We start from the raw sequence: 26,916 nt of genomic DNA, 5'->3' as shown, positions 1-26,916 counted from the left end.
CGACCACGGGAACTCTTACGGAAAACCCGAATCGGAGTGTCCGGTTGGCTCGCTGTCGTGGCCTCCCCCACCGCCGTACCTTGGAACCATGACCACTCAGACTGCGACCCCGGCTTCCGCAACAGCGGTGAAGCCGCCGTTGCGCATCTTCCTCACGATCCTGCATCTGGCAGGCGTCGGCGTCCTGGGCGGCGCCATCTTCGGCACGCTCGGAGGCCTCCTCGGTACCGGACTCGGACTCCTCTTCGTCGCCGGTATCGGTCTGGTCCTGCTCGTCGGCTTGGTCTATGCCCTCTACGGTCTCGGCTGGTTCGAGATCGCTCGGGTCGGGTCGCTGTACCGGACTCCGGTCGGCCCCCTGCGGCTGCAGCCACGCGACCGCCCCGGCTTCGTCGGATGGCTGCGCGCATTGGGCCGGCAGGCGATCGATGGACGCATGTGGCGCGCTGTCGCCAACTTCGCCATCTCCGCCGTGCTCGGGTGGGTCGTGCTTCGGCTGTTCTGGGGCCTGATCTGGTCGATCGTCGTCTCGTTCGCACCGCTCACCGGAGTCGACTCCGTGATGGGACCGTTCGGCGGCGGGGGCATTCCTGCCGAGTGGGCCCCGCTCATCGGGATCCTGGGCATCGCAGCCTGCGTCGTCGGGATCATCGGCCTCGCACTGCTGCATCGCACCCTGTCGCTCGCGATCGTCATCCGCAGCAGGGAGACGGAGCTCACCGAGCGTGTGCGCACCTCGACGGCCCAGCGCGAGGGGGCCGTGCGCGCCGCCGATGTCGAGCGCACCCGCATCGAGCGCGATCTGCACGACGGCGTCCAGCCCCGTCTCGTCTCCGTGGGGATGACGCTCGGGCTCGCTCAGCAAAAGATCGACAGCGATCCCGGTGCGGCGAAGGAACTCATCAACGAGGCTCACACCTCGACGAAGGCGGCCATCACCGAGCTGCGTCAGCTCGCACGCGGCATACATGCCTCTGTGCTGGACGACCGGGGGCTCGACGCCGCACTGTCGGCACTCGCGGGACGCTCCCACATCCCCGTGCACCTCGACGTGCGGATGGACGGTCGGTGCAGTCGCGAGGCCGAGGCCGCCGTGTACTTCTCGATCGCCGAGTCCCTGACCAACGCGGCGAAGCACTCCCGAGCCAGCGAGGCCCGTGTGGTCGTGCGGCTGCGTGACGGAAACACGCTGTGGGCGCGGGTCGAGGACAACGGCATCGGAGGAGCGCAGGTGCAGCCGGGCGGCGGCCTCGACGGCATCGCGAACCGCATCCTCGCCGCCGGCGGAACCTTCCGCCTCGACAGTCCGCAGGGCGGCCCGACCAGCCTGGAGGTGAGCGTCCCGTGCGCATCCTGATCTGCGAGGACTCGGTCCTGCTGCGCGAGGGCCTGGTCCGTCTGCTCGAAGACGCCGGTCACCAGGTGGTCGCCGCTCTTCCCGACATCGAGGGTCTCGACCAGGCCGTCGTCACGGAGGCACCCGATCTGTGCATCCTGGATGTGCGTCTCCCTCCGACCTTCACAGACGAGGGGATCCGGGCCGCTCTCGGTCTGCGGTCGACCCACCCGTCGCTCGCGATCCTCGTGCTCTCCCAGTACGTCGAGGAGCGTTACGCCTCCGACCTGATCGCGGCGCAGGGTGGCCCTCTCGGCTACCTGTTGAAGGATCGGGTCGCCGACGTCTCGGAGTTCCTCGCCTCCGTGCAGCGGATATCCGAGGGAGCCACCGTGCTCGACCCCGAGGTCGTCGCCCAGCTGCTGACACGGCGTAACCGTGATGATCGGATGCTGCGGCTCACCGAGCGCGAGCGCACCGTGCTCGCACTGATCGCCGAGGGCAAGTCGAATCAGGCGATCGCCGGACTGCTGTTCCTCTCCGAAGCCAGCGTCGAGAAGCACATCACCTCCATCTTCCAGAAACTGGGCTTCGAACAGGACGAGTCGGGCAACCGCCGTGTGCTCGCCGCCCTCGCCCACATCGAGAACACCGGTGGCACGACGCCGCCGACCGGCCAGACAGGAGTGGCACGATGACCACCGACAACAACGGGGACCAGGGCGGACACACCCCGCTCACCCCGCCACCCGCCTCCGTTCCGCAGTCTGACGCTCCGCACGCGGCTCCGACCCCTCCTCCCGCCGGCCGCTCGTCCGGTGCGACCGCGGTCATGGTCGTGACGGCGGTGGTCGGTGGGCTCGCACTTCTCGGCGCCGGCGGAACAGCAGCCGCGGCAGCCGTCGGCACCATCGCCACTTCGAACCGTGCCGACTCCGTGCAGAGCGTGGGTGTCGCCGGGCTGGAGAGCATCGACCTCTCCGCCGACGCCAGCAGCATGCGGGTCGAGTTCGGCGACGTCGACGAGGCCACACTCGCCATCACGAACGGACGCGGTACCCCGTGGAGATTCGAACGTGACGGCGACGAGCTGGTCGTGCGGAGCCCGCAGGGGGTCTTCGGATGGTGGATCGGCGGCTGGTTCGGTGAGGAGGAGGTCGCTGTGCTCACGCTCCCGGAGAGCCTTCGCGACGCGGGACTCGATGCCGACCTGAACCTCAATGCGGGCAGCCTCGATGTGGCCGGAGACTTCGGGATCCTCGATGTCAGTGTGAACGCGGGTGCTCTCGACATCCAAGGAGCCGCGAAAGAGCTCGACGTGCAGATGAGCGCCGGTCGTGCCGACATCCTGCTCGACGGCATCGCCCAGGCCGACCTCGGTGTCTCCGCGGGTGATCTCACCGTGGAGCTGACGGGAACGCCTCCCGCGCTGACATCCATCGACGTCAGTGCCGGCACTCTCGATCTGACCGTTCCCGACGTCGAGTACGCGATCTCCCAGGAGATCAGCGCGGGCACGCTGAACGCCGAAGTGGATGAGGCGTCGAGCTCGCGGAGGACGATCGACGTCTCCCTCTCGGCCGGCACCGCGACCATCCGACCGGGTCGCTGAAGACGATCGAGGGGGAGACACTCCCGGGCGCTCCCCCTCGATTCGGATTTTCCGTCTTTCTCCGGTAAAGTCTTGGAGGTTGACGGGGCTATAGCTCAGGCGGTTAGAGCGCTTCACTGATAATGAAGAGGTCCCAGGTTCAAGTCCTGGTAGCCCCACTCCTTAACTCAAGAAATCCCTCACGGGGCCTTAGCTCAGTTGGTAGAGCGCCTGCTTTGCAAGCAGGATGTCAGGAGTTCGAATCTCCTAGGCTCCACAGGATGAAGAAGCCCCTGGCACCTGCCGGGGGCTTCTTTCATTCGGTCACCGTTTCAGTCGAGATCGATCTCGTAGTGGATCATGCCCGACCGCGACGCGACACGATCGTAGAGGCCCCGCGCCGTGGTGTTCGACTCCGCTGTGAGCCAGTAGAGCTTGGACGACCCGTGCTGCTCCGCCCATGCGCGCACGTGAGTGATCAGCGCCCTGCCGACACCACCGCCGCGCACGTCTGGCGCGACGAAGAGATCTTCCAGATAGCAGTAGTCCGTGATCGTCCAGGTGCCGGCGTGCGTCAGCCAGTGGACGATGCCGACCGCGACGCCGTTGTCATCGCGGGCGATCGCACCACGGATCCCCGATCCGCGGTCGACGAGTCTCCTGAAGGTCGCCGCCGTGGTCGCGTCATCGAGGTCGGTCTCATAGAAGGACAGGTACCCCTTCCAGAGCACCTCCCATTCGGGGCGGTCCTCGGCAGTGATCGCAGCGATCGTCGTCATGAGTCGAGAGTAGCGAGTGCGCACACCGGCTTCATTCGGCGGGCCGAAGCCCCCGGAGGATCGTGGCGTGCCGCACGAGGAATGTCCTTTCGTCGAGCTTCTTGCGGCGCAGCCAGCCCGTGACCTCGTCATTGTGCTTGCTCGCATTGCAGGAGGCGCACGCCGGAACCACGTTCTCGAGCGTGTAGCGGCCGCCGCGGGACACGGGTTGGATGCAGTCGCGCTGCAGAGCGGCGCCGTCTCCCCCGCAGTACGCGCACCCGCCCCAGGCGTCCATCAGGGCGTACCACTGCTCATCGGTGAGGTCGTTGTCCACGCGCGCGAGGCGATTCTGTCGACGTCGGGCGTAGCGCGCGCGGGTCGCCGGCGACGCATTGGCGGACGATACCTTGCGACGGCGCTGCATATCCGGGTGCGTCTCAGTCGGAGCCGACCGAAGTCAGCCCGTGCGGTGCGACGTTCAGTCGCTGGCCACCCTCGGCCGTCACGACGACGATGTCCTCGATGCGGGCACCCCATTCGCCGGCGAAGTAGATACCAGGTTCGATGCTGAAGGCCATGCCCTCGCGGAGCACCAGATCGTTGCCAGGGGCGATGTACGGCTCTTCGTGCACCGAGACTCCGATTCCGTGGCCGGTGCGGTGCAGGAACGCCTCCCCGAGGCCCGCCTCGTCGAGAACGGTTCGCGCTGCGGCATCCACTTCGGAGGCGGTGGCTCCGGGGCGCACGGCATCGACCGCAGCCTGCTGCGCGCGCACCAGCACTCCGATGCGCTCAGCTGCGGCGGGGTCGGGGGTTCCGACCACGTATGTCCTGGTGCTGTCGGAGTTGTAGCCGCTCGGGACAGCCCCACCGATGTCGACCACGACCACGTCGCCTTCTTCGATCACGCGGTCCGAGACCTCGTGGTGAGGGTCCGCACCATTCGGGCCCGATCCGACGATCACGAACTCCACCGTGCGGTGCCCTTCGGCGACGATCGCCTCGGCGATGTCGGCAGCCACCTCGCGTTCGGTGCGTCCGGCACGAAGCCACTCAGGCACGCGCCGGTGCACCGCGTCGATGGCGTCTCCGGCACGGCGCAGCTCTCTGATCTCCTCGGCATCCTTGATCATGCGGCTCTCGCGCAGCACCGGTGTGGCGAGCTCGAGGCGCACACCCAGGCGCTCACCGATCGGGATGACGTGCAGGGCGGGGAGGGCGTCGGACACACCGACGCGTGCCACCGCACCCGCTGCCTCGCCGACCAGCGCGTAGGGATCCTCTCCGTCCACCCAGTCCGCGACGCGGATGCCGAGCTCACCGGCGGCCGTGGTTCGCAGCTTGGCGAGTTCCATCCGCGGCACCACCACCGTGGGCGTGACTCCGGGACCGAGAACGAGTGCGGTGAGCCGCTCGATGGTGTCGCCCTCCACGCCCAGCAGGTACTGCAGGTCGGGTCCGGGACCCACGATGACGGCATCGATTCCCGCTTCAGCCGCGAGCGTTGCGGCGTCGGCGAGGCGGGCGGCGTACACGGATGCGGGGAAGGGCAGAGTGCTCACGGCTCAACGGTACTGCCCGAGCGGCCTCGGGGCAGCAGGGTGTCGTCAGCTGATCGCCTGTCGGATGCGTTCGCCCAGGAACTCGAGGTCGGCCTTCGTGAGGTCGGTCACGGCATAGGCGGTCGGCCACACGGTTCCGTCGTCGAGGTTCGAGATCGGTTCGAACCCGAACGTTCCGTAGCGGACCTTGAACTTGCTGGCCGGCTGGAAGAAGCAGAGCACCTTGCCGTCGCGACCCCACGCCGGCATCCCGTAGTAGGTGCGGGGGACCAGGTCGGGGGCGACCTCGGAGACCAGGTCATGCAGCTTCTTCGCCAGGGCCTGGTCTTCGGGTGTGAGCTTCTCGATCGCCTCCTTGATGTCGGCCTCCCCCGCGGCGCGGAGCTCCTCCGGGGACTTCTTCGCCCTGGAGCGGCGCGTGCGGGCTTCCTTCGCGGCAGCCTGCATGGCCTCGCGTTCCTCGGCGCTGAAGTTCTTCTCTTTCTCGGCCATGATCGGTCCTCTCCTGGTGCTGTCCGTTGTGGAGATCACATTACGGAGGCCGGAGGACCGAGCGCTTCTCGATTCCTGATCGATCGGAGCGGACCGTCGGGTTCCGGAGCGTGACGCACGGTCATTGACCGCCTTCGCTGACGGATAGTGTGTGTCCATGGACCTGCGTGTCGCGGCGTACGCGGTCGTCACCGATGACGACGGACGGCTGCTGTTGGCGCGCTGGACGGAGGGTCGTCGCGTCGCGTGGACGATGCCCGGGGGTGGGCTCGAGCCGGGTGAATCTCCGGAAGACGCCGTACGTCGAGAGCTCCGCGAGGAGACCGGCTACACGGTCAAGGTCGGCGAGCTCCTCGGCATCCATTCCCGTGTGATTCCCGCGGGGCGTCGAGTGCAGAAGGCAGCAGAACCGCTGCACACGCTGCGCATCGTATACCGAGCCGAGGTCACCGGTGGCAAGCTGCGCTTCGAGACCGGCGGTTCGACCGACATGGCCGAGTGGTTTCCGGTGAAGGCGGTGGCCGAGTTGCAGCGGGTGCGGCTGGTCGACATCGCCATGCGGATGGCCGGGATCCTCTGAACCGACCGAGCCCCGGCCGGGGTCAGCGCTCTTCGGGAACGGAGATGTCTGCGACGGTCGCCCCGTAGGCGGCGATCAGGTCGTCTGCGTCGACGAACAGACTGTATCCGTGGGCCCCCGCACCCATGGCGATGCGCTGACCGACGATGGACTCGTCGGCGTAGATCGGCCAGTCGGTGGTGCTGCCGATCGGGACGATGGTGCCGCGCTCGTAGCCTGTCGCCGCGAGAGCCAACTCCGCTTCCGGAAGCCGAAGCTTGTTCACTCCGACCAGGGCGCGGAGCTTCGGCCAGGAGATCGAGCGTCCGCCCGGTATCAGCGCGAACAGGAACGTGTCGTCGGAGCGCTTCACGACGAGTGTCTTGACGATGCCCGACGGCGGGATGCCGAGGAGCTCGGCTGCCTCGAACAGGCTGCCTGCCGCCGGGCGCTCACGGATCTCGATCTCGAGACCGCGGGCTGCGGCCGCTTCACGCACCCGCGCATGCCGATCGCCTCCGTCACCCGGGGCGACGGAGGCGATATCGGACGGGGTCACGCGTCGGGTGCGGCGAGCGGGTCGTCCGCGACCCAGAGCTCGTCGTCGGCGCGCAGTGCCTGCCAAGCGGCGTAGAGAACGCCGACGGCCGCGGCCGCGCCGAGGACGATAGCGATGACGGAGCCGAGACCCGGGCCCGACTTCTGCTTCTTCCCGAAAGCACCGCGGGGTGCCGGGACGGCCACACCGTGACGCTTCGCGTTGGCGACATCCCACGCGGTGAGGGCGGAACCGACGACTCCGCCCACGATCGGGACGACCTTGTCGTCGACGACGTGCTTGCCGATCTTTACGCCACGGTCGACGACCGGGGCGACGCGACGGTTGTACGTGTCCTGGATGACCGGGACGACCTGCTCACGATTGAGGCTGCCGAGCTGACGTCCGGCCTCCCGGGCGACATCGGCGGCGTGACCGACGAGCACCTGCTGGTTCTCCCAGAGCTGGTTCGCTTCCTTCTGAAGACGACGCAGTTCCTTCTTCCGCTTGCGGCTGAGGCTCACGATGCTCTCCTGTCCATTGGAGTACGGGTTCCCCATCTTGCCACGACAGGCTGGAAGCCGGGAGGGAATCGCCCGACCCTTGCTTCTTCGCCTGATCAGGGGTACAGGCCTCGGCCAACTCACCGGAAGCTCTGCGAGAATGAAGGCATGGCTCACGCTTCTCATGTCGCAACCCTGCACACCAACCACGGTGACATCGTCATCAACCTCTTCGGCGATCACGCACCGAAGACGGTCAAGAACTTCGTCGGCCTCGCCGACGGCACCCAGGAGTGGACCGACCCCGCCACCGGCAAGCCCGGCGACGGACCCCTCTACAAGGACGTCATCTTCCACCGCATCATCCCGAACTTCATGATCCAGGGCGGCGACCCGCTCGGACAGGGCGTCGGCGGCCCCGGCTACAACTTCGACGACGAGATCAACATGGAGCTCGACTTCAACAAGCCGTACATCCTCGCGATGGCCAACGCCGGCCTGCGTCGCAACGCCATCACCGGCAAGCCCGAGGGCACCAACGGTTCGCAGTTCTTCATCACGACGGACCCCACCCCGTGGCTGCAGGGCAAGCACACGATCTTCGGCGAGGTCGCCGATGACGCTTCCCGCGCAGTCGTCGACGCGATCGGCGCCGTGCAGACCGGCCCGGGCGACCGTCCGGTCGAGCCCGTCGTGCTGCAGTCGATCGACATCGTCGCGGCCTGACGACAGCTGCGGCCGATCCGGATGACCACGCCAGAGTTCACGAGCAATCGCGACAACTTCTGTTACCGCCATCCGGATCGGCAGAGCTTCGTGCTCTGCCAGCGGTGCATGCGCACCATCTGCCCCGAGTGCCAGACGCAGGCGGCTGTCGGCGTCATCTGTCCCGAGTGCATGAACGCGGACAAGAAGAACCGCACCCCCGCTCAGAAGAAGGCGGCCCGGCGCTGGGGCGGCAACGGCGCGACCATGGCGATGGCCCGCAGCGGCAAGCCGGTCGTCACCTACGCTCTCCTCGCCGTCACGTCGTTCATCGGACTGGTTCAGCTGATCCCCGGCATCGGCGAGCAGATCACCGGGCAGATGCTCTTCGCGGCCCCGTATCTGTACCCGAACCTCTCGCCGCTGCCATTCGAGCCCTGGCGACTGCTCACCGCCGTCTTCGCCCACGGCAGCTTCATCCATCTCGCCCTCAACATGCTCGCGTTGTGGATGCTCGGACAGAGCCTCGAGCCCATGCTCGGCCGCGTCCGGTTCCTCGCCCTCTACCTCATCAGCGGTCTCGGCGGCTCGGTCATGGTGGCGGTGCTCGCCCCGCTGACCTCCACGGTCGGGGCCTCGGGAGCGATCTTCGGCATGATGGCCGCTCTGCTCATCGTCGGCCGGCACCTCGGCGCCAATGTCACCGGGCTTCTCGTCATCCTCGGCATCAACTTCGTCTACGGCCTGGTCTTCGGGGGTGGACGGATCTCCTGGCAGGCGCACCTCGGCGGAGTCGTCATCGGCGCGCTGGTGGCCTTCATCTATGTCAAGACGAAGCGTCGAGACCAGCGAACCCTGCAGATCGTTCTGCTGTCCGCGCTGGTCGTCCTGTTGATCGTCGTCGTCGCCTTCGTGCCGCCGCTCATCCTTTTGTCCTGATCCCGAGTTGTTAACAGGGTTGTTAACCCCTGTGAATAACACCGGTGTAATTCTCCCCAGGCTGTGGATGGACCTGTGGATAACTTTCGCTCTGGCTGGACTTGTGGGCGGGCATCTCCGGGGGACGGTCGTAGGCGGATTCCCTTCGTTCGCAGAACGGGCTCCCTCCCGCTTCGCGGGTCCCTCCCGATGCTCGCTCCGGGAACCCGCCTACGACCTTCGGTGGCGTTGCCGCTGTACACCGGAGCGGATTGGAATCCGGGATGGGTATGAGAAAGGCCCCCTCGCGATGCGAGGGGGCCTTTCTGGAAGAGGTGGAGGCGTCAGCGCCAGCGAGTGGTCATCAGGAAGCCGATCAGCGCGATGCCGAGGCCGATCGCCAGGTTCCAGTTCGACAGCCCCGGGATCGGGTACTGCATGCCGGAGATGTAGAAGACAAGGATCCACACGAGCCCCAGGAGCATGAAGCCGATCATCACCGGCTTGAACCACACGGCGTTGGGAGCGGCGTCGCCTTCGGCGCGCTCGACGGCGGGTTCTTCAGTCTTGCGGTCACGTGCCATTCCGTCATTGTACCCATGAGACCTGTCCTCCGCCGAGGCCAGGATGCCGCCGCAGACGGAGAGGCCACGGCGCGCGCTCAGCGTTCCCGGATATGATCACCGCATGACTGCATCCGTCGTGCCTGGGGGGCGGCGTCCGCGGCGACAGCGGCCGCGCTCGCGCGCGACGTTCGCGAGCGTGCTCGGAGAGCTGCTCCTCACCGCCGGCGTGATCGTCCTGCTCTTCGTCGCGTGGCAGATGTGGATCGGCGACATCATCATCAGCGCCCAGAAGAACGACGAGGGTGCAGCCGTGTCTCAGGCGCTGGCACAGGCCGAGCCCCCGGCGCTCCCGCCCGTCGTCGAGGAAGACGACGGAACCACGGCATACGTGCCCCCCGTGCCCGCGGCCCCAGCCGATGCGCAGTGGTTCGGACAGATGCACATCCCGCGTTTCGGCGCGGACTACAACTTCGGGATCTTCGGCGGGACGAGCCGTGCCCGCACGCTCGACCAGCAGGGGATCGGGGTCTACACCAACTCGAAGATGCCGGGCGAGGTCGGCAACTTCTCGCTGGCCGGGCATCGGACCACGTGGGGAAAGCCGTTCAACCAGCTCGACAAGCTGCAGTTGAACGACGCGATCGTCGTGGAGACACCTGACGGCTGGTACACCTACCGGTTCCGCACGCTCGAGTACGTGAAGCCCAGCCAGACCGATGTGCTCGCCGACGTGCCGCAGATGCCCGAGCAGCAGACCGGGGAGCAGTACATCACGCTCACGGCCTGCTCTCCGCTGTACTCCTTGGCCGAGCGCATCGTCGCCTACGGGGTGTTCGAGAGCTTCCAGCCACGCGCCGAGGGTCCGCCGACCGCTCTGACCGATCCGCCGCCTCCGCCGGCCGCACCCTCGGTGTGATCATGGACATCCGAAAGGGAGAAGCCTGATGTACGCCGCCCTCTGGCGCCTGCTGCCCGGCCCGTGGTGGCTGCGAGTCCTCATCCTCGTGATCGTCATCGCCGCCGTGCTCTACGGACTGTTCTGGTACGTGTTCCCCTGGGTGAGCCCGATCATCGCCCCCGGCGAGGTCGACGTCGAATGACGCGAGTGCTCGTGGTCGACAACCACGACAGCTTCGTGCACACCCTGGTCGGATACCTGCAGGAGCTCGGCGCAGACGCCGACATGATCGAAGCGGATGCGACGGATGCCGCCCGACTCGAGAAGCTGGTGCCGGCGTACGACGCGGTGATGCTCTCTCCGGGCCCAGGTGCACCTGCCGATGCTGGAGCGTCGATCGATGCCGTGCGCGTCGCCACGCGGCTGCGGGTGCCGACGCTCGGTGTGTGTCTCGGACACCAGGCGATCGGAGAGGCCTTCGGGACTCCCGTCACCGCGGCGCCCGAACTCATGCACGGGATGGTCTCGTCGGTCACGCACGACGCTTCTCCCCTGTTCGCAGGAATCCCCTCGCCGTTCGATGCAGGGCGGTATCACTCGCTCGCGCTCGCGGCCTCCGACCTGCCACCCGAGGTCATGGTGACGGCCTGGACAGAGGAGGGGACGGTCATGGCGCTGGCCCACCGCGACCTGCCGGTGTGGGGCGTGCAGTTCCACCCGGAGAGCGTGCTCACAGAGGGAGGCTACCGACTCCTGGCGAACTGGCTGGAACTGTGCGGCGACGACGGAGCGGTCGCGCGCGCCGAGACGCTGCACCCCCTGTCACGCTGAAGGTACGGTCCGGCTCACCGGGACCTGCGCGTCAACCGGTGCAGAAGAAGATCTGGACGGACGAGCCGACCGGGACGTCACCGGGTGCGACCGACATGGAGTGCACGGTCGGCGGCTCCGTGGCCGGGCACTCCGCCGTCTCCGTCGGCACGGCCACCAGGCCGAGATCGGTGAGGTTGGCCGTGGCGGCGTCGACGGTCCAGCCGGCGAGGTCGGTGAGCGTCACCGTGCCGCTGGCCACGACCAGGTTGACGACGGTACCCGGATCGAGCTCGGCGTCGGCCTTCTCACTGGCGGAGATGACCGTGTTCGCGGCCAACGCCTTGTCGTTGCGTTGGATGACCGTTCCGAGTTCGAGTCCGGCCGCCTTCAGCGCGTTCGTGGCGTCGTCGAGTGCCATGCCCTCGATCTTGGGCATCACGACCGTCTCCTCGCCCTTGGAGACGTACAGCGTGACCGTGGAGCCCTCCTCGACCGACACCCCCGCCTCGGGGTCGGTGCGGATCACGTTTCCCTCGGAGACCTCGGAGCTCGTCTCGATCACGATCTTCGACGAGAGGTCGAGGTTCGCGAGGTCGTCCTGTGCGCGCTCGGATGACACGTTGACGAGGTTCGGGATCGTTCGCGACGTGCTCGACACCTCGGGAGGGCGCATGCTGATCGTGACGACCCAGAACAGCACCGATGCCAGCAGCACCGCGAGCAGTGCCACTCCGGCCCAGATCCAGGCGACCGGTGGTCCGGACTGGGTTCGGGTCATGGTGGTGTCCGCACTCAACTGCCGCAGCGACCGCGCGGTCTCCTGCGCCTGCCGCGGGCTCGCGCCGTACAGCTCGCTGGTCAGTGCTCCCAGTTCCTTGCGCGTCGGGGCATTGCCGGTCATGGCGGAATCCAGGGCGGCGCGGAAGTGAGCGGCGTCCGGATACCGCTGGTAGGGATCCTTCGCGAGTGCGCGCAGCACGATCGGGTCGAGCGTTGGAGGAGCGTCCTCGTTGACCTCGGTCGGAGGGACCGGTGTCTCACTCACATGCTGGTAGGCGACAGCCACCGGCGACTCGCCACGGAACGGCTGGCGTCCGGTGAGCAGCTCGTACAGGACGACACCCGTGGAGTAGAGGTCGGCTCGCGCATCGACGGGTTCGCCCTTGGCCTGTTCCGGCGAGAAGTAGGCGGCGGTGCCGATGATCTGAGTGGTCTCAGCCACCGTGGAGGACGAGTCGGAGACGGCACGGGCGATGCCGAAGTCCATCACCTTGACCTGACCCTTGTCGGTCACCATCACGTTGCCCGGCTTGATGTCGCGGTGCACGACGCCTGCGCGGTGCGAGTAGTCGAGCGCCTCGAGGATGCCGTCGACATAGCGCACGGCGTCGGCCGCCGGCACCGGTCCCGCCGCGATGATGTCCTTGAGGAGGGTGCCCTTGACGAGCTCCATCACGATATAGGGCGGCTCGTCGGAACCGATGTCGCTCGTCGAGGGGTCGCCGGCATCGAACACGCGGACGATCGAAGGGTGAGACATCCGTGACGCGGCCTGGGCCTCGAGCCGGAATCGATTGCGGAACGTGGTGTCCCGTGCCAGATCGGCGTCGAGGATCTTGATCGCGACGTCTCGACCGAGCGTCAGATCGTACCCGCGGTAGACCTTCGCCATACCGCCATGCCCGATGAGCTCGTCGACGCGGTACCGGCCCGCGACGATTCGTGGCTCTGTGGACACGGATGACCCCCCTGGAAAACTACGCTTGCTGAACTGAACTACAGGTTACCCGTCGGTGTCGGTGTCCCCGTCGCCGGGGGCCGCCGTGATCGTCACCGAGAGCGGGGGCGATGCCGCGGAAGTGCGCTGATCGCCACCGGAGCACATGCCCTGGTATGTGACGATGAGCTGCTGCCCCTCGGCGTCGGCGATCTTCACCTGCGTGTTGCGCTGCGTCGGCTGGAAGTTCGGCCCACCGGAGACGAAGCTGCCGTTCTGCACCGACACGACGTAGCCGGAAAGCGTCGTTCCGCTCGGGCACGTGAATCCGGTTCCCCAGGAGATGGTCACCATCGAACCCGCGACTGGGTTTCCGGTGATCGTCGGCGCGTCGGTCGGCGTCGGGATGCCCGCACGAGCCGCGTAGACCGTGAGAGTCATGGCCTGCGTCGTCTCGACGTTGCCGGTCGGTGCGACGCGGTAGACCTTGCCGACGTCCGCATCGGTCGGCGCAGGATCGCCGTCGACGCAGGTGATCTCGCTGTTGAAGCCCGCCTCCTTGAGAGTGGAGGTGGCGGCGCCGCAGTCCATGCCGTTCAGGTTCAGGGCTGTCACGTCCACACGCGTCACTTCCGGCGTCGGAGTGGTCGGCGGCGGTGTCGTCTGCGTCTGGGTCTGGGGCGGCGTGTTGCTCGGCGAACCCGTGGGATCGGCATCGCCGCCCTGGTTCGCCAGCATCGCCCACAACGTGCCGCCGAGCACGATCACCAGCAGAGCGATCAGAGCGATCAGCGGCCAGGTCCAGGGGCTGCGCTTCTTCTTCTCCTTCTCCTCCTCGGCTGCAGCCTCGGTGGGAAGCTGAGCCGTGGTGGGAAGGATGCGCGTGGTGCCGTCGTCTCCCGATGCCGTCAGGATCCGTGTCGCGTCGTCTCCGCCGGCGATGCCGCCGGTCGCGATCGCGGGCACGGCGATGGCCGCGGAGTTGAGGTCGCCTCGGCGAAGAGCCTGAGCCGCGCGCGCCACCGTCGCAGAAGACGAGGGGCGATCGCTGGGCTTCTTGGCGATCATCGCCATGACGAGGTTCTGGACGGGGATCGGCACGGTCGGGGGCAGCGGCGGGGGCTGCTCGTTGATCTGCGCCATGGCGATGGCCACCTGCGACTCACCCGTGAACGGACGCTTGCCCGCCAGGCATTCGTAGGCGACGATGCCGAGCGAGTAGGTGTCGGTGGCGGGGGAGGCCGGGTGACCGGACGCCTGCTCGGGCGACAGGTACTGCACCGTGCCCATGACCTGGCCGGTCGCGGTGAGCGGTACCTGGTCGGCGATGCGGGCGATGCCGAAATCGGTGATCTTGACGCGGCCGTCGGGCGTGATCAGCAGGTTTCCCGGCTTGATGTCGCGGTGCACGAGACCCGCCGCGTGAGCGGCCTGCAGAGCGGACGCGGTCTGGGCGACGATGTCGAGGGTCTTGTCGGCGCTGAGTGCTCCATCGCGCTCGAGCACGGTCGAGAGAGCCTCGCCGGGCACCAGCTCCATGACGAGGTAGGCGCTGCCGTTCTCCTCGCCATAGTCGAAGACACTGGCGATGCCCTCATGGTTGACGAGTGCGGCGTGCCGAGCCTCGGCTCGGAAGCGCTCGAGGAACCCGGGGTCCCCCATGTACTCGTCCTTGAGGATCTTGATGGCGACGGTACGTCCGATGACGTGATCCGTCGCTTCCCACACCTCGCCCATGCCACCGATCGCGATACGCGACTGCAGCTCGTAACGACCACCGAACGACACACCCTGCGTCGGCCTCATCTGCCCAGCACCGCCTCTATGACCTTCTTCGCAATCGGAGCGGCGATGGTGTCGCCGCTGCCTGATTGTCCCTGTCCGCCGCCGTCTTCGACGACGACCGCTACTGCGACCGCTGGATCGTTCGCCGGCGCGAAGCCGGTGAACCACAATGTATGCGGCCTGTTTCCGTTCTCTGCGGTGCCCGTCTTACCGGCCACGTCGATCCCGTCTATTCTTGCACCCTGGGCCGCTCCCGTTGCGACGCTCGCGACCATCGCGGCGGTCACGTCGTTCGCCACATCGGACTCCATCGCACGTCCGAACTCGCTGTCCTGGAACGCCTTGATGACCGAGAGGTCATTGCCGATCACGGCGTCGACCATCCGCGGATTCATCACGACGCCGTCGTTCGCGAGTCCGGCGGAGACCATGGCCATCTGCAGCGGAGTGGCGGTGACCTTTCCCTGGCCGAAACCGGTCAGAGCGGTCTGTGCGTCGTCGAGGGCCCGCGGGTAGCTGGAGGGAGTCGACGTCAGGGGCGTGTCGAACGATCGGTTGAACCCGAGCTTGTCGGCCATCTCGCGGATCGCGTCGTCGCCGAGTTCGACCGCGAGCTCGGCCATGGGGATGTTGCAGCTGAGGCGGATCGCCTCGGCGATCGTGGCGGTCTCTCCGGGGCCGCAGGTGCCGCCCCACGCGTTGGAGACGCGGTTGGACGACCCGGGAAGGGTGTAGACGGCCGGGTTGGGCAGCGTCGACTCCGGGGTCCACTTGCCGCTCGCATAGGCCGCAGCGGCGACCACGACCTTGAACGTGGAACCGGGAGGATTCAGGTCGCCGGCGATGGCGCGGTTGGACAGCGGCTTGTTGGCGTCGGCGACGAGCTGGTCGTAGGTGGCGTTCGCGGCATCGGCATCGTGCGTGGCCATCAGGTTCGTGTCGAAGCCGGGCGTGGAGACCATGGCCAGGATCCGTCCGGTCTTCGGATCCATCGCCACGACAGCACCCTTGAGGCCGCCGAGGGCCTCGTAGGCCGCTCGCTGCGCCGCGGTGTTCAGTGAGAGCTCGACGCTGTACCCGCGCTGCGGTTGGCCTGAGAGGATGCGCTCGACCTCGCCGAGGAAGGCATTCGACCCCGTGCCGGATAGCTCAGCGTTCATGGCCTTCTCGATGCCCGTGCTCGAGCCCAGAGCCGGGTTGAAGTATCCCGTCACCGGTTCCCAGATGGGAGCATCCGCGTAGGTGCGCTGGAACTGGTAGCGGTCATCACTCGGCACCGAGCTCGCGATCGCGACGCCGTCGACGATGATCGATCCGCGCTGGATCTCATAGCTGTCGAGCCGGGTGCGCTTGTTGTTGCTGTTCTGGGCCAGCGCATCCGCTTCGACGACCTGGATCCAACTGGTCGCGGCGAACAGCGCGATGAACATGAACAGCATGATGATGCTGAGGCGGCGGAGTTCCTTCGTCATGTCAGCCGATCACCACCCGGGGTTGGCGCCGCACACCGTCGGAGATGCGCAGCAGGAGAGCCACGATGAGCCAGTTGGCCACGAGGGAGGATCCACCTGCCGCGAGGAACGGGGTGGTCAGACCGGTCAGCGGGATGAGGCGCGTGACACCGCCGACCATGATGAACACCTGCAGGGCGATCGTGAACGAGAGACCCGTCGCGAGCAGCTTGCCGAAGTCGTCCTGACCGGCGAGGCCGATGCGCATGCCGCGGCTGATGAACACCATGTAGAGGCAGAGGATCGCGAACAGTCCGATCAGCCCGAGTTCTTCGCCGAGGCTGGTGATGATGTAGTCGCTGTGGGCCAGCGGAGTGACCTCGGGGCGTCCCTGGCCCCAACCCGTGCCCATCAGACCGCCGCGGGCGAGGCCGAAGAGCCCTTGCATGGGCTGGTACCCGGCGCCGTCCGGGTCGACCTGGTTGGCGTCGAAGAGGAAGAGCCAGTTGATGAAGCGACCCTGCACGTAGCTGAGGATCTGCGTCGCGAGCGCGACGCCGGCGACCACGAGGGTCAGGCCGATGAGCACCCAGCTGGTCTTCCCCGTCGCGACGTAGAGCATCGCGACGAACATCCCGAAGATCAGGGTTCCGGTTCCGAGGTCGCGCTGGAAGACGATGATCCCGAGCGAGATCAGCCAGACGACCAGCACGGGTCCGAGCTCGCGCATGCGTGGCCAGGTGATGCCAAGGACCCGCTTGCCGACCGACGTCAGGCTCTCACGGGTGCGCACGAGGTATCCCGCGAAGAAGATGGCCAGGCAGATCTTGGCGAGCTCGCCCGGCTGGAACGCGAAGGCCCCGCCGAGCGACACCCACACCGCAGCGTTCGCGTCGGGGATGCGCAGCCCGGGGACGAAGGGCAGCAGCAGGAGCAGGATTCCGGCGAGTCCGAAGATGTAGGTGTATCGGAAGAGGATCCGGTAGTTGCGCAGCAGGATCACGACCACGATCGCACCGGCCAGCGAGATCGCGGTCCACGCGAGCTGCTTGGTCGAGTAGGCGTTCCAGCCGGTGTTCTTGAAGGCGATGTCGATGCGGTAGATCATCGCGATGCCGAGTCCGGTGAGCAGGGTCGCGATCGGTACGACGAACGGGTCGGCGTCGGATGCCACGAAGCGCAACACGATGTGCAGCGCGAACGCGAGGGCGGCGAGGCCACCGCCGATCGCCAGGATCATCGGGTCGATCACCCCGAGCGCGCCCAGCTGGACGAGCGTGAGCGCGGCACCGCTGATCGCACACGCGAAGAGCAGCAGCCAGAACTCGCGGTTGCGCTGGCTCTGGGGCATGCGGATGCGCTTGAGGGCCTTGATGACGCTGGTGTCGGCTGTGACGTCGGTGGTCATCCGTCACCCCCGGCCGGAGTCTCGACAGGGGTCGGCATGGGCGTGGGCAGCGGCGTCTGCTCGATCGTGTTCGCGTCGGCACCCGCCTTGAGCCGGTCCACGATCGCCATCGCGTCGGACAGCGAGCGCGCGGTGATCGTGCGCTCGACCGATGCCCGCTGATACGGAGGCAGGTTCGCGAGGAGGATGTCGGTGTCCTGGATCGGGGTGGACAGCGTGATCGGACCGATGTTCTGCTGCACGCCCTGGAAGATCACGACGCTGTCCTCATCGGCGCCGATGAAGTACCGGGTCTGGGTCCAGCTGTAGGCAGCGAAGGCCGCGACGCCGAGCATCACGATCACCACGAGAGCGCCGGCGATCCACCCGAGGCGCCGGCGCTTGGCGCGACGACGGTCCTCTTCGATGAGCTCCTCGAGGTACTCGGGCGCCGGCTCGAAGTGGCTGGGCTCGTTCGCGGCCTGTCGCACCGGGTGCAGCCAGTTGCCGCGGGGAGCCCGCACGGGAGGAACGTACACGCCGTCGGGGTTCGACGCTGAGCCGACGATCGTGGGGGTTCCCGAATGGATCGGGTGCTGTCCGCCGACGTCGACCAGGACCATCGTGACGTTGTCGGGCGCGCCGCCGTCGAGTGCCTGCTTGAGCAGGATGTCGGCCGTACGTCCGGGGGCGAGACCGAGCTGCATGGCCTTGAGGATGTGCGGCTCGTCGACCACGCCGGAGAGTCCGTCGGAGCAGAGCAGCCAGCGGTCGCCGGGCTGCGTGTGCATGACGAACATGTCGAGCTCGGGGTCGGAGTCCATGTCGCTGAGCACACGCATCAGCACGGATCGGCGCGGGTGGTAGCGCGCCTCCTCCGGGGTGATGCGGCCAGAGTCGACCAGACGCTGCACGAACGTGTGGTCGGCGGTGATCTGCGTCAGGGCGTCGTCGCGATAGAGGTAGATGCGCGAGTCGCCGATGTGGCCGATGACCGCGTACTCGTCGACCATGATGATCGCGCTGAGGGTGGTGCCGAGACCCGCCAGCTCTGGACGGTCCTTCGCGGCACGGATGAGGTCGCCCGCGGCCGTGGTTGCCGCCGCCTGCAGCGAGGCCTGTGCGTCTTCCGTCGTCGCATACGCCTGATCGAGCGGCTCGAGGCGCTGGATCGCGATGCTGGATGCGACGTCACCGCCGGCGTGACCGCCCATGCCGTCGGCGACGACGAAGAGGTTCGCTCCGGAGTAGCCGGAATCCTGGTTGTTGGAGCGGACCTTCCCGGTGTGGGAGATCGCGACGCTCGAGCCCTCGAAGACCATGCCGGCGTCAGGCTCGCAGCTCGAAGGTCGTGGCGCCCACCTTGATGGGGGTGCCGAGCGAGAGGGCGACCGGCGAGCCGGAGACGCGCTGGCCTGCGACGAAGGTGCCGTTGGTGGAGTCGAGGTCCTGGATCGCCCAGGCGTCGCCGCGCAGCATCAGGCGCGCATGGTGGCTGGACGTGTAGTCGTCGCGGATCACGAGAGCGGATTCGCTGGAGCGGCCGATCGTGAGGGAGTCGGCGCTGAGCGGCAGCTCCAGGCCTGCCTTCGGGCCGGAGGTGATCACGAGCCGCTTGGCTGTCGCGACCGTCGCCGGGCCCGTGGAGGGGCGGGCGGAAGCCGGCTTCGCGACGGGTGCCGCGGGCGCAGCCGCCTGTGCGGGGGCTCCGGCGGTCGCCTCGGCGGGCAGCTTGCGCACGCGCACTCCGAACAGGTCTGCCCGGAGCGAGTACACCACCCCGAACACGAAGAACCACATCAGGAGAAGGAACCCGATGCGGAGCAGAAGGAGGATCAGTTCACTCACCCGAGGGCTCCGAACGCTCGGGTGGCGTCGTCGCCTCTGGACGTCGGCCGCGAGGGGGCGGCCACGGGGACGATGCGGAACACCAGGTCGGTGCGTCCGATCGTGATCGTGGTGTCGGTGGGGAGCGCGGCTTCGCGTAGCTTCTGGCCATTCACCTTCGTGCCGTTGGTGGATCCCAGGTCGCGCATCATGGCGCGCTCGCCGTCCCACAGGATCTCGACATGCTTGCGGCTCGAACCGGCGTCGGCGATCGTGATGTCGGCATCCGAACCGCGTCCGATCACCGTGCGAGCGCGCGAGATCGAGTGGCGGCGGCCGTCGACGTCGACCACGGCCTGCCAGCTGACGCGGCCCTCGACCGTTCCGGAGCTGACGCGCACCGTGCCGGTGGCGACCTTCTCGTCGGCCTCGAGGGTGATCGAGAGCGGGCCGGCGAAGCTGTACCCCTGCGACGTGGCGTGCTTGGTGAGGAGGGCATGCAGCTCATCGGTGAGAGCGCCACCGAGCCCGCGCATCCGCTCGGCATCGTCGTCGCTGAGGCGAACGATGTAGCTGTTGGGCGCGATGATGCGGTCGCGGCTCACGACAGCGGCCTTCGTGTCGGCTTCGCGCCGCAGCGCCGAAGCGATCTCCACGGGCTGGATGCCGCTGCGGAAGGTCTTGGCGAACGCGCTGTTCACTGCGCGCTCGAGACCTTTCTCAAAGCTGTCAAGTAGTCCCACTGGGCTCCTCTGGCATGCCGGCTGGTAGGGACATCGTAGCCAGGTGTCCTGGGGGAACGCCGCCGAAGACCCCCGTCGAGTGTGCAACGAGCCCGAAAACGCATGATATCTTTGGGAAGTTGAGTTCTTCGGAACGAGACCACTCGCGCGAGTGGCGGAATGGTAGACGCGCTGGCTTCAGGTGCCAGTGTCCGTAAGGACGTGGGGGTTCAAGTCCCCCCTCGCGCACGAATGGAAAATGGTCTCTGATTAGGAGTTTTATACTCCGGGTCGGGGGCCATTTTCGTTGGAAGTGCTAGAAAAAGTGCTAAGCCTCTGTATGATGTGCCCCGTGCGGGGCCTTGCAACCTCCGGGGATGACTCTCGGCTGCCCGGCGCGGCCTGAGAAGATAGGGGCATGACCGAGGCAGCAACCCGAGCGATCGAGATGGCCGATGCAGGTGAAGTGTTGACTCTGCAGCGGGCCGCTTACGCGACCGAGGCGCAGTTGTACGGCGACCCGTTTCTGCCTCCACTTGTCCAGTCGCTTGAAGAGCTTCGAGACGAACTCACGAGCAGTGACGGACTGGTCGGGGTTGCGAGCGGTCGGATTGTGGCGTCTGTGCGGTGGGTGGTCGACAGCGATGTCGTGCGTATCGGCCGGTTGATCGTCGCGCCCGACCAGCAACGTCAGGGGTGGGGCACCCGGCTGCTGAACCTTGCTGAGCGTGAGGCCGGTGCGAGGACTGCGGAACTGTTCACCGGGCATCTGAGCGAGGGGAACATCCGTCTCTACCAGCGTGAGGGGTATGTCGAGTCTCGCCGCGAGAGGATCAACGACGATCTTGAGTTCGTCTATCTGACGAAACCGCTCCGGTAGCTCTGGGGTCACGTTCCTCGGAGATGGTTGGCGAAGCGGTCTACGGCCGACCTCTGCATGGTCGGGGTGACGTGGGAGTAGATGTTCATCGTCGTGGTGATCGTTGAGTGCCCCAAGCGCTCTTGCACGACTTTGGGGTGCTCGCCGAGTTCGAGCAGCAGGGTCGCGTGGGTGTGACGGAGCCCTTTGATGGTGACGCGGTTCATGGTGTCGTACTTCTTGGTGAGCCAGTTCATGCGGCGATCCCAGCGGCTGGTCATCGCGTCGGGTGAGCGGAGCTTGCCGTCGTCGTCGCCGAAGATGTAGGCGTCGGCCTTGGCGAGTGTGAACGAGAGTTCCGCGCGGGCGACCTTGTAGGAGGCGAGCACTTTCAGGGTGTCTTCGTCCACGTCGATCACGCGCGCGTTGCCGGTCTTCGTGGTCTTGGTCTTCGTCCAGTCGTCGGTATCGACCGCGCGGCGGATGCTGACCCGCATCGTCTTGGTGTTGAGGTCGCTCCATTTCAGGGCGAGGGCTTCGCTTCTGCGCATGCCCGTGTAGGCGATGAGGCGCCACAGCGGGAACAGTTCGTCTTCTCGCTCGTCGCGGTTCCAGGTGAGGAACAGGGTGAGCTGGTCGGCGCTCCAGGTGACGATCTCGGGTTTCTGCGCCCGTACCTCGCTCGTGGTCGGCGGCTTGACGGTGCGCTTCTTCTTCGCCGGGTTCACCTTCAGGTGTCCGTCGTCGATCGCGGCATCGAGGATCGCACCGAGCACGACATGCACCTTGTGCACCGAGTTGGCCGACAAGGGCTTGCCCTTGCCGTATTCGTCTTTGCGGCCGTGGTCTTCGAGGTCGCGGTAGTGGCGGGCGATCCTGGTGGCGGTGAGCTTGTCGAGCCGGATCGTGCCGAGCTGGGGCTTGATGTGGTTGCGGATGATCTTCTTGTAGCCCTTGATCGTGGACGCCGCGAGCTTCAAGCCCGCCACCCACTCATCCGCGTACGCGCCCAGGGCGGGCACCTTGTTTCCGAACTTCTCGTTCTGCTTGCGCTGCTTCAACGCCTCCTGCAAGGCGTCGTTAGCCTCGTCGGTGCTCGTGAACCCGGAACGGGTGAGACGGCGCGATCCCATCTCGGGGTACTCGGGGTCTTTCAGGACGTAGATCTGGAACCGCCACCGCTTGCCATTGTCCGTCTGGTACTCCTGGATCGAGCCGGGCTGCCGGGAACGCGAACGACGCTGCTGCTTCTCACCTCCGCCGTTCTGCTCGGGGGCGGATGGTTTCTTGACGGTCATGACAGGCTACTCCTTGCTGTTGTCGTGCCGGGCTGGTGGGTGTCGGCGTAGTTGTCGATGTAGTCGGCGGCGTTGAACACGCGCCCCTCCGGGTCGAGTTGCACACCCCGCTCCCGGATCACCCGCGCACGGGCTCGCGCCGTATCCAGGCGCTCCTGGTACGCGGCGATGGTCTTCGGGTGCGCGCTGGGCTTCTCGGGATCGTCGGGGCTCGGCGCGGTCATGCCCGCGAGGGTGGTTTCGAGGTGGTGGATACGGTCGGTGCAGATCACCCATTCCTGCTGCCAGTAGTTGAACAGCCCCTCATCGGTGAGGACGAGTTCGCCGCGCATCCACCGGTCGATCTCTTCCGACTCGTACTCGTCGGGCACCCCGGTGAGGGTCGTCTGTCCCTCGGGTGGTGTGAGGAGGGCGGCGGGGGTGGTGCGCAGCAGGTAGGCGATGACGGTGAGGTCGTCCACGTCTACCCGGCGATCCCCGGCCTCCAGTTTGCTGATCCCCGACGGGGAGAGCTTGCGGCCCGCGGCGGCGATCCCGTCGGAAAGCGTGCGCAAGTCCATGCCGATCGCCTGCCTGGCGGCGCGGATGTTGTTGGCGACGTGCGTGTTCGTGAGTCCTGCGGGGTTGCCCCGCACCCGTACTGTTTCCATACAAGAAATCTACACTGCGATACTTGACAGCGCAAGACCCGTGGATCTATTCTGGTGGGCACCTTCTCGCGCGTGGATTGGAACGGATGGTGTGATGATGCGGCAGAGCACTCTCGATATGGAAGACCTGCGCAAGCGGCGCAGCCTGGTCATCACCCGCAAGGAAGCCGCCGAAGCGCTCGGCGTCGATCCGCGCACGATCACCACGAGCATCAACGAGGGTACGATCCCGTCGGTGAGGCTTGGCCGTCGGGTCGTGATCCCGCGCGAGAAGTTCCTCGCCCTGTTCGCCGACGACACCCCGGGCCGCGAGTCCTGAACGCCCCCCGGGTGCGGGTGTGCCGATTCGGCACCGCCGTGCCCTGGGCACGGTCAGGGTGCCGCGGTAGACTAAGAGTTCAGGAACGGAGGAACAGCCGATGAGCCAGACCATCCTGACTGCCCCTGCCCCGCAGGCCCGGCCGGACTACACGGGAATCTCCGATGCCATGCTCTACGACATCGCCCGCCACAACGCCTCGGTACTGTCCGCAGGACTGCTGAACCTGGCCCGCAACGCCAAGGACGATGAGGACCGTGGCCACTGGGTTGCCAGGCGTCGCCTCGTAAAGCAGCAGGCGCGCGTGCTGAACCCGGAGGATCGGGCCGAGATCATCGCGCAGAACGAGGTGTGGCGACTCGAGAACCTCGCCCTCCCCGCCGCTGCATGACCGAAACGGTCGGCAGCAGTGCCTGGTTGCGCCGGGTCTTCGAGGAGGAGGCCCGGGATGACCTGTTCGCAGGTCACGCCCCGCAAGAGCAGCCGGTGCTCGTGCTCCTGGGTGGGCAGCCCGCAGCGGGCAAGACCCGCGCCCAGCACGCGATCCTCGCCGAGCACGTCGCGGATGATCTGGTCGAGATCACGGGAGACGACCTCCGCGAGTACCATCCCGACTTTCGGCGGCTCGCGACCCGGGCCCCGTTCGAGATGCCCGCGGCGACCGCTCCCGTCTCCGGCGGCCTGGTGAAGCTCGCTCTGGATCACGCCCTGGAGCGGCGGTACTCGGTGTTGTTGGAAGGCACCTTCCGCGACCCGGGCATGGTCACCGGCACCGCGACCCGGTTCGCGGAAGCCGGATACCGGGTCGGGTCTGATGTCGGTTTGGTTGACTCTTGTCCGCCAGTTCTTCGGGGCTGGCAGGGAGGATGTACATCATGGCGAAATACTCGGAAGAGTTCAAACAAGACGCGGTCGCGTTAGTGCGGCAGGGCGCAACACAACGAGAAGTGGGACGCGACCTTGGCGTCTCGAAATCGGCGCTGTCGAAATGGGTGGCTGACGCTGACCGGCGAGATGCTGGCCTCCCCGTAACGAAAGACGTGTCCCCGGCAGAGGATGCGCAGATCCGTGAGTTGATGCGCCGTAACAGGCTCCTCGAACAAGAGAACGAAGTGCTCAGGCGTGCGGCCGCATATTTGTCACAGATCCACATCACGCCCCCAAAATAGTGTTCCCGCTCGTCCAAGAAATGGCCGCGAAAGATGCCCCGGTGCGGGTGCCTATCGTGGTGGCGTGCCGGGTGCTCGGTTTCTCAAAACAGGCGTACTACCAGTGGGTGAAACAGCCAGTGTCGAAACGCGAAGCTGATGATCAGCAGCTCATCGGGGTGCTGCGTAAGCTCCATACTGAGGACCCCGAGTTCGGGTACCGATTCCTCACTGACGAGATGCAGGACCTCGGCTACGCCGTCACCGAGCGGCGCGTATGGCGGCTGTGCAACCAAGCAGGTATTCGTTCAGTGATCACCAAACGCAGGCGCCGTAACCTCAAGACGGGTGAGCCGGTTGGTGATGATCTGGTTGAGCGTGAGTTCACCGCAGACGGCCCGAACCGGTTGTGGCTGACCGATATTACGGAGCAATGGACGAACGAAGGTCGTTTGTATATGTGCGCGGTGAAAGACGTCTGGTCGAACCGGATCGTGGGCTACTCGATCGGTGATCGTATGCAGGCATCGCTTGCGGTGACGGCGCTTGAGAACGCAGTCACACAGCGCGATAGTCCGGTCGGGACGGTGGTGCACTCCGACAGGGGCGGCCAATTTCGTTCCCAAAACTTCCAAGGTGCGCTACGTCGGCATCAGTTACAGGGGTCGATGGGGCGTGTGGGTGCTGCCGGGGATAACGCGGCGATGGAGAGCTTCTTCTCGTTACTGCAGAAGAACGTGCTTGATCGGACGGTGTGGGCGACCAGAGAAGAACTTCGTTTAGCGATCGTTTCCTGGGTCGAGGGGAAGTATCACCGTAAACGTCGCCAGCGTCGATTGGGCAGACTGACGCCAGTGGAGTTTGAAGTTGTTAATGTAGGCAGCGTCGCACTCGCGGCGTGAAGAGAAACCCGAGTCAACACAACCGACATCAGACCCTGATGCGCCGCGACTTCAATTGCGACACCCAGCATCGTGGTCTTGCCTGCGCCTGCTGCGCCCTCCACGATCACGAGCGGATCGGGAGATGCGACGGCGGCAGCAGCTTGCTGCTGCCCCGCATCGATACCGCGCGCCTGCGCCGCCTCGCGCACGTCGGGGTGCCGCGGCTCGCGCTTCGGCACTCGTGCGGCGATCAGGTCGCGCAGCTCGGCCTCGGCCTGCACGACGCGCACAGAGGTGAGATGCGCCACATGCTCGGGTGTCGCAGCGCCAGGGGCGAGCACGGAGAAACAATCTTCCAGCGCCAGCCACGTCGCAACGGTGATGAGGTCGCGCAACTCCTGACCGGTTGCGCGCACCCGGGCCTCGGTGATGATCTGCGTGGCGTGCTCCTGCACGGTGTGCCGCGTCCACGCCGAGCTGCCTGCCGCGCAACGGTCAAGTGCGCGCGATGCGATCTGCTGCACCGACAGCTCATCCAGCGCAACCGGCTCGCGGGGCGTGGCCCGTCGCAGGGTCGCGGGGTCGTAGCCGGCCTCTCGGAGTTCGGTGAGCCAGGCTTCTTCTTCGCGCAGGGTCGTGGGCTTCTTCGCAGGCCGCTCGTGCGCCCATGCCTGCGCCATCAACCGCGACGAGACGACCGGCCCCATCGTCTCGCCGGGATGCGCGGCCTCCCATTCGGCTTCGAGGCGTTCCAGGTTCCGGCGCACCTGCTCGCCGCGCTTACTCATCAGGTGGTTATACGGCTCCAGTTCGACCACTTCACCGGTGACGGGATCGAGGGTGAGGCCGTGCCGATCCAGCACCTCCGCAAGCTCAGGATGCGCCGCGATCACCGCGGTGCCGAGGGCTCGGATCGCGCCCTGCTGGCGGAAGACCGCGGCGGTATCGAGCGCCCGCCACTTCCCGGCAGCCCACACCCTCGTCCCGATCTGCATGTGGATGTGCCGGTGCGGGTCACCGGCCCGGGAGGTGCGGTGCGTGATGCCGACCACCTGCATATGCTCGACCGGCATCACCTCCTGCTTGCCGCGTGGGCCGACCCGCGTCACCGAATGCAGCGCCAACCACCGCCGAATCTCCGCCAGCGCATCCTGCTGCGCACGGTCCAACGCCTCAGATACCTCGGGGTGCAGCGCTGCGGCGATCGACAGTGATTTCGGGCCATTGATCGTCATCTCCGCGAATCTGGGCGACCCCAAGCGATCCTGCCCGGCGAGACGTGGTGTGCCCATCCGCTCACCCGTATCCGGGTGGATCCAGTCCACCCACCCGGCGTACTCCTCGTTCGACAGCGGCCGAACCTTCACCGCCGTTCCGCTCGCGTCGAGCACGGCGTACGCGATGCCTGCTCCGTCGCTGAGGTAGTAGTCATCGGCGCGGCTGCGGTCGGCCTCGACATAGCGCATCGCGTCGGCTCCGGTGCCCCGGAACAAGATCACGCCGCCATGCATGAAGCTCACCACCTGATGTTTCTACTATAGAAACTAGTGTATCTACCATGGTAGCATACGTTCATTCAGAAGGAACATTCAGAATGAAACCAGGGGTTCATTCAGAAGGAAACCGG

General features: G+C 66.6%; 31 protein-coding genes and 3 tRNA genes. 17 read left to right on the top strand and 17 right to left on the bottom strand.

The features are described 5' to 3' along the window. Positions 1–88: 88 nt before the first annotated feature. The 5 genes from MOX01_RS01465 to MOX01_RS01445 all read left to right on the top strand — a co-directional run bounded on the left by MOX01_RS01465 (position 89) and on the right by MOX01_RS01445 (position 3,204). Positions 89–1,357 carry a sensor histidine kinase gene (locus MOX01_RS01465; protein ID WP_046747974.1) on the top strand — a complete coding sequence of 423 codons (1,269 nt, stop codon included), beginning with the start codon at positions 89–91 and terminating at the stop codon, positions 1,355–1,357. Continuing rightward, positions 1,345–2,034, top strand: coding sequence for a LuxR C-terminal-related transcriptional regulator (locus MOX01_RS01460; protein WP_058630950.1), 690 nt, complete (start codon positions 1,345–1,347; stop codon positions 2,032–2,034). Before MOX01_RS01465 ends, MOX01_RS01460 begins: the two co-directional genes overlap by 13 nt. After that, on the top strand, positions 2,031–2,948 hold the full coding sequence (locus MOX01_RS01455; RefSeq protein WP_113680668.1) for a DUF4097 family beta strand repeat-containing protein: 918 nt from the start codon (positions 2,031–2,033) through the stop codon (positions 2,946–2,948). The genes MOX01_RS01460 and MOX01_RS01455 overlap by 4 nt, the downstream gene beginning before the upstream one ends. A gap of 84 nt (positions 2,949–3,032) precedes the next feature. Beyond that, positions 3,033–3,106: transfer RNA gene (locus MOX01_RS01450), tRNA-Ile, on the top strand. A 25-nt stretch (positions 3,107–3,131) separates the two neighbouring features. After that, a tRNA-Ala gene (locus tag MOX01_RS01445) sits at positions 3,132–3,204 on the top strand. A gap of 55 nt (positions 3,205–3,259) precedes the next feature. On the opposite strand, the gene MOX01_RS01440 is transcribed toward MOX01_RS01445, so the two are convergent. The 4 genes from MOX01_RS01440 to MOX01_RS01425 form a co-directional block, all read right to left on the bottom strand. Continuing rightward, on the bottom strand, positions 3,260–3,706 hold the full coding sequence (locus tag MOX01_RS01440; protein WP_061016339.1) for a GNAT family N-acetyltransferase: 447 nt from the start codon (positions 3,704–3,706) through the stop codon (positions 3,260–3,262). Between the two features lie 31 nt (positions 3,707–3,737). Next, positions 3,738–4,022: an HNH endonuclease gene (locus MOX01_RS01435; protein ID WP_307723489.1), complete on the bottom strand. Its 285-nt coding sequence runs from the start codon at positions 4,020–4,022 to the stop codon at positions 3,738–3,740. A gap of 103 nt (positions 4,023–4,125) precedes the next feature. After that, entirely contained in the window at positions 4,126–5,250 is a 1,125-nt protein-coding gene (locus MOX01_RS01430) for a M24 family metallopeptidase (RefSeq protein ID WP_061016335.1), read from the bottom strand. Positions 5,251–5,295: 45 nt separating this feature from the next. Beyond that, the gene (locus MOX01_RS01425) at positions 5,296–5,742 is read right to left on the bottom strand and encodes a DUF1801 domain-containing protein (RefSeq protein WP_061016333.1); all 447 of its coding nucleotides are present in this window, start codon (positions 5,740–5,742) and stop codon (positions 5,296–5,298) included. Positions 5,743–5,899: 157 nt separating this feature from the next. On the opposite strand from MOX01_RS01425, the gene MOX01_RS01420 reads away from it, so the two are divergent. Then, positions 5,900–6,322, top strand: a complete 423-nt coding sequence (locus MOX01_RS01420) for an NUDIX hydrolase (RefSeq protein WP_058630936.1) — start codon at positions 5,900–5,902, stop codon at positions 6,320–6,322. 22 nt (positions 6,323–6,344) lie between these two features. On the opposite strand, the gene MOX01_RS01415 is transcribed toward MOX01_RS01420, so the two are convergent. Next, positions 6,345–6,800, bottom strand: coding sequence for an aminoacyl-tRNA deacylase (locus MOX01_RS01415; RefSeq protein ID WP_171011004.1), 456 nt, complete (start codon positions 6,798–6,800; stop codon positions 6,345–6,347). 56 nt (positions 6,801–6,856) lie between these two features. Continuing rightward, positions 6,857–7,363: a hypothetical protein gene (locus MOX01_RS01410; protein ID WP_046747982.1), complete on the bottom strand. Its 507-nt coding sequence runs from the start codon at positions 7,361–7,363 to the stop codon at positions 6,857–6,859. 147 nt (positions 7,364–7,510) lie between these two features. Between MOX01_RS01410 and MOX01_RS01405 the strand changes: the two genes are divergently transcribed. Then, the gene (locus tag MOX01_RS01405) at positions 7,511–8,068 is read left to right on the top strand and encodes a peptidylprolyl isomerase (protein ID WP_046747983.1); all 558 of its coding nucleotides are present in this window, start codon (positions 7,511–7,513) and stop codon (positions 8,066–8,068) included. Between the two features lie 21 nt (positions 8,069–8,089). Then, complete coding sequence (locus MOX01_RS01400) at positions 8,090–8,986, top strand: rhomboid family intramembrane serine protease (protein WP_141368132.1); 897 nt, start codon at positions 8,090–8,092, stop codon at positions 8,984–8,986. A gap of 323 nt (positions 8,987–9,309) precedes the next feature. Here the strand turns inward: MOX01_RS01400 and MOX01_RS01395 are convergent, their stop codons facing one another. Next, entirely contained in the window at positions 9,310–9,549 is a 240-nt protein-coding gene (locus MOX01_RS01395) for a cell division protein CrgA (protein WP_045263578.1), read from the bottom strand. A 103-nt stretch (positions 9,550–9,652) separates the two neighbouring features. Here MOX01_RS01395 and MOX01_RS01390 point away from each other — a divergent pair, with 103 nt between their 5' ends. From MOX01_RS01390 to MOX01_RS01385, 3 genes are read left to right on the top strand one after another with little or no spacing between them, the layout of a single operon-like run. Next, positions 9,653–10,447, top strand: coding sequence for a class E sortase (locus MOX01_RS01390; RefSeq protein ID WP_058630934.1), 795 nt, complete (start codon positions 9,653–9,655; stop codon positions 10,445–10,447). A gap of 28 nt (positions 10,448–10,475) precedes the next feature. Continuing rightward, on the top strand, positions 10,476–10,631 hold the full coding sequence (locus MOX01_RS19035; RefSeq protein ID WP_046747986.1) for a membrane protein: 156 nt from the start codon (positions 10,476–10,478) through the stop codon (positions 10,629–10,631). Beyond that, positions 10,628–11,260, top strand: a complete 633-nt coding sequence (locus tag MOX01_RS01385) for an anthranilate synthase component II (RefSeq protein WP_061016328.1) — start codon at positions 10,628–10,630, stop codon at positions 11,258–11,260. Before MOX01_RS19035 ends, MOX01_RS01385 begins: the two co-directional genes overlap by 4 nt. 31 nt (positions 11,261–11,291) lie before the next feature. Here the strand turns inward: MOX01_RS01385 and pknB are convergent, their stop codons facing one another. The 7 genes from pknB to MOX01_RS01350 are packed head-to-tail and all read right to left on the bottom strand — an operon-like array spanning position 11,292 to position 20,152. Further along, entirely contained in the window at positions 11,292–12,980 is a 1,689-nt protein-coding gene (gene pknB / locus MOX01_RS01380) for a Stk1 family PASTA domain-containing Ser/Thr kinase (protein WP_058630932.1), read from the bottom strand. A gap of 45 nt (positions 12,981–13,025) precedes the next feature. Continuing rightward, a complete protein-coding gene (locus MOX01_RS01375) occupies positions 13,026–14,765 on the bottom strand; it encodes a protein kinase domain-containing protein (protein ID WP_230977766.1) in 1,740 nt (579 codons plus the stop codon). Then, entirely contained in the window at positions 14,762–16,216 is a 1,455-nt protein-coding gene (locus MOX01_RS01370; protein ID WP_141368131.1) for a peptidoglycan D,D-transpeptidase FtsI family protein, read from the bottom strand. The genes MOX01_RS01375 and MOX01_RS01370 overlap by 4 nt, the downstream gene beginning before the upstream one ends. Before the next feature lies 1 nt (position 16,217). Then, positions 16,218–17,603, bottom strand: a complete 1,386-nt coding sequence (locus MOX01_RS01365) for an FtsW/RodA/SpoVE family cell cycle protein (protein ID WP_141368130.1) — start codon at positions 17,601–17,603, stop codon at positions 16,218–16,220. Continuing rightward, positions 17,600–18,904, bottom strand: a complete 1,305-nt coding sequence (locus MOX01_RS01360; RefSeq protein WP_046747992.1) for a PP2C family protein-serine/threonine phosphatase — start codon at positions 18,902–18,904, stop codon at positions 17,600–17,602. The genes MOX01_RS01365 and MOX01_RS01360 overlap by 4 nt, the downstream gene beginning before the upstream one ends. A gap of 7 nt (positions 18,905–18,911) precedes the next feature. Then, positions 18,912–19,430, bottom strand: a complete 519-nt coding sequence (locus tag MOX01_RS01355) for an FHA domain-containing protein FhaB/FipA (protein WP_046747993.1) — start codon at positions 19,428–19,430, stop codon at positions 18,912–18,914. After that, a complete protein-coding gene (locus tag MOX01_RS01350; protein ID WP_058630930.1) occupies positions 19,427–20,152 on the bottom strand; it encodes an FHA domain-containing protein in 726 nt (241 codons plus the stop codon). Before MOX01_RS01350 ends, MOX01_RS01355 begins: the two co-directional genes overlap by 4 nt. A gap of 145 nt (positions 20,153–20,297) precedes the next feature. On the opposite strand from MOX01_RS01350, the gene MOX01_RS01345 reads away from it, so the two are divergent. Continuing rightward, positions 20,298–20,380: transfer RNA gene (locus MOX01_RS01345), tRNA-Leu, on the top strand. 169 nt (positions 20,381–20,549) lie between these two features. Further along, positions 20,550–21,011 carry a GNAT family N-acetyltransferase gene (locus tag MOX01_RS01340; RefSeq protein ID WP_046747995.1) on the top strand — a complete coding sequence of 154 codons (462 nt, stop codon included), beginning with the start codon at positions 20,550–20,552 and terminating at the stop codon, positions 21,009–21,011. A gap of 8 nt (positions 21,012–21,019) precedes the next feature. Here the strand turns inward: MOX01_RS01340 and MOX01_RS01335 are convergent, their stop codons facing one another. Then, on the bottom strand, positions 21,020–22,288 hold the full coding sequence (locus MOX01_RS01335) for a tyrosine-type recombinase/integrase (RefSeq protein WP_046747996.1): 1,269 nt from the start codon (positions 22,286–22,288) through the stop codon (positions 21,020–21,022). After that, on the bottom strand, positions 22,285–22,938 hold the full coding sequence (locus MOX01_RS01330) for a helix-turn-helix domain-containing protein (protein WP_141368129.1): 654 nt from the start codon (positions 22,936–22,938) through the stop codon (positions 22,285–22,287). Before MOX01_RS01330 ends, MOX01_RS01335 begins: the two co-directional genes overlap by 4 nt. 94 nt (positions 22,939–23,032) lie before the next feature. Here MOX01_RS01330 and MOX01_RS01325 point away from each other — a divergent pair, with 94 nt between their 5' ends. The 4 genes from MOX01_RS01325 to MOX01_RS01310 all read left to right on the top strand — a co-directional run bounded on the left by MOX01_RS01325 (position 23,033) and on the right by MOX01_RS01310 (position 25,307). Beyond that, on the top strand, positions 23,033–23,257 hold the full coding sequence (locus MOX01_RS01325; RefSeq protein WP_197077685.1) for a helix-turn-helix domain-containing protein: 225 nt from the start codon (positions 23,033–23,035) through the stop codon (positions 23,255–23,257). 100 nt (positions 23,258–23,357) lie between these two features. Continuing rightward, on the top strand, positions 23,358–23,648 hold the full coding sequence (locus tag MOX01_RS01320; RefSeq protein WP_046747997.1) for a hypothetical protein: 291 nt from the start codon (positions 23,358–23,360) through the stop codon (positions 23,646–23,648). Further along, positions 23,645–24,178, top strand: a complete 534-nt coding sequence (locus MOX01_RS01315; protein ID WP_141368128.1) for a zeta toxin family protein — start codon at positions 23,645–23,647, stop codon at positions 24,176–24,178. The genes MOX01_RS01320 and MOX01_RS01315 overlap by 4 nt, the downstream gene beginning before the upstream one ends. Beyond that, positions 24,130–25,307, top strand: a protein-coding gene (locus MOX01_RS01310; protein ID WP_141368782.1) for an IS3 family transposase whose coding sequence is annotated in 2 segments (ribosomal slippage) — positions 24,130–24,412 and positions 24,412–25,307 — 1,179 coding nt in all. Because the reading frame shifts where the segments join, the coding sequence is not laid out codon by codon here. The genes MOX01_RS01315 and MOX01_RS01310 overlap by 49 nt, the downstream gene beginning before the upstream one ends. Here the strand turns inward: MOX01_RS01310 and mobF are convergent. Beyond that, positions 25,217–26,812, bottom strand: coding sequence for a MobF family relaxase (gene mobF / locus MOX01_RS01305; RefSeq protein WP_230979362.1), 1,596 nt, complete (start codon positions 26,810–26,812; stop codon positions 25,217–25,219). The genes MOX01_RS01310 and mobF overlap by 91 nt on opposite strands. Between the last annotated feature and the right edge of the window lie 104 nt (positions 26,813–26,916).

Source organism: Microbacterium oxydans (assembly GCF_006540085.1).
GTDB lineage: Bacteria > Actinomycetota > Actinomycetes > Actinomycetales > Microbacteriaceae > Microbacterium > Microbacterium oxydans.
The sequence above is the reverse complement of the archived record's forward strand: the minus strand, read 5'-3'. Positions and strand labels throughout refer to the sequence as shown.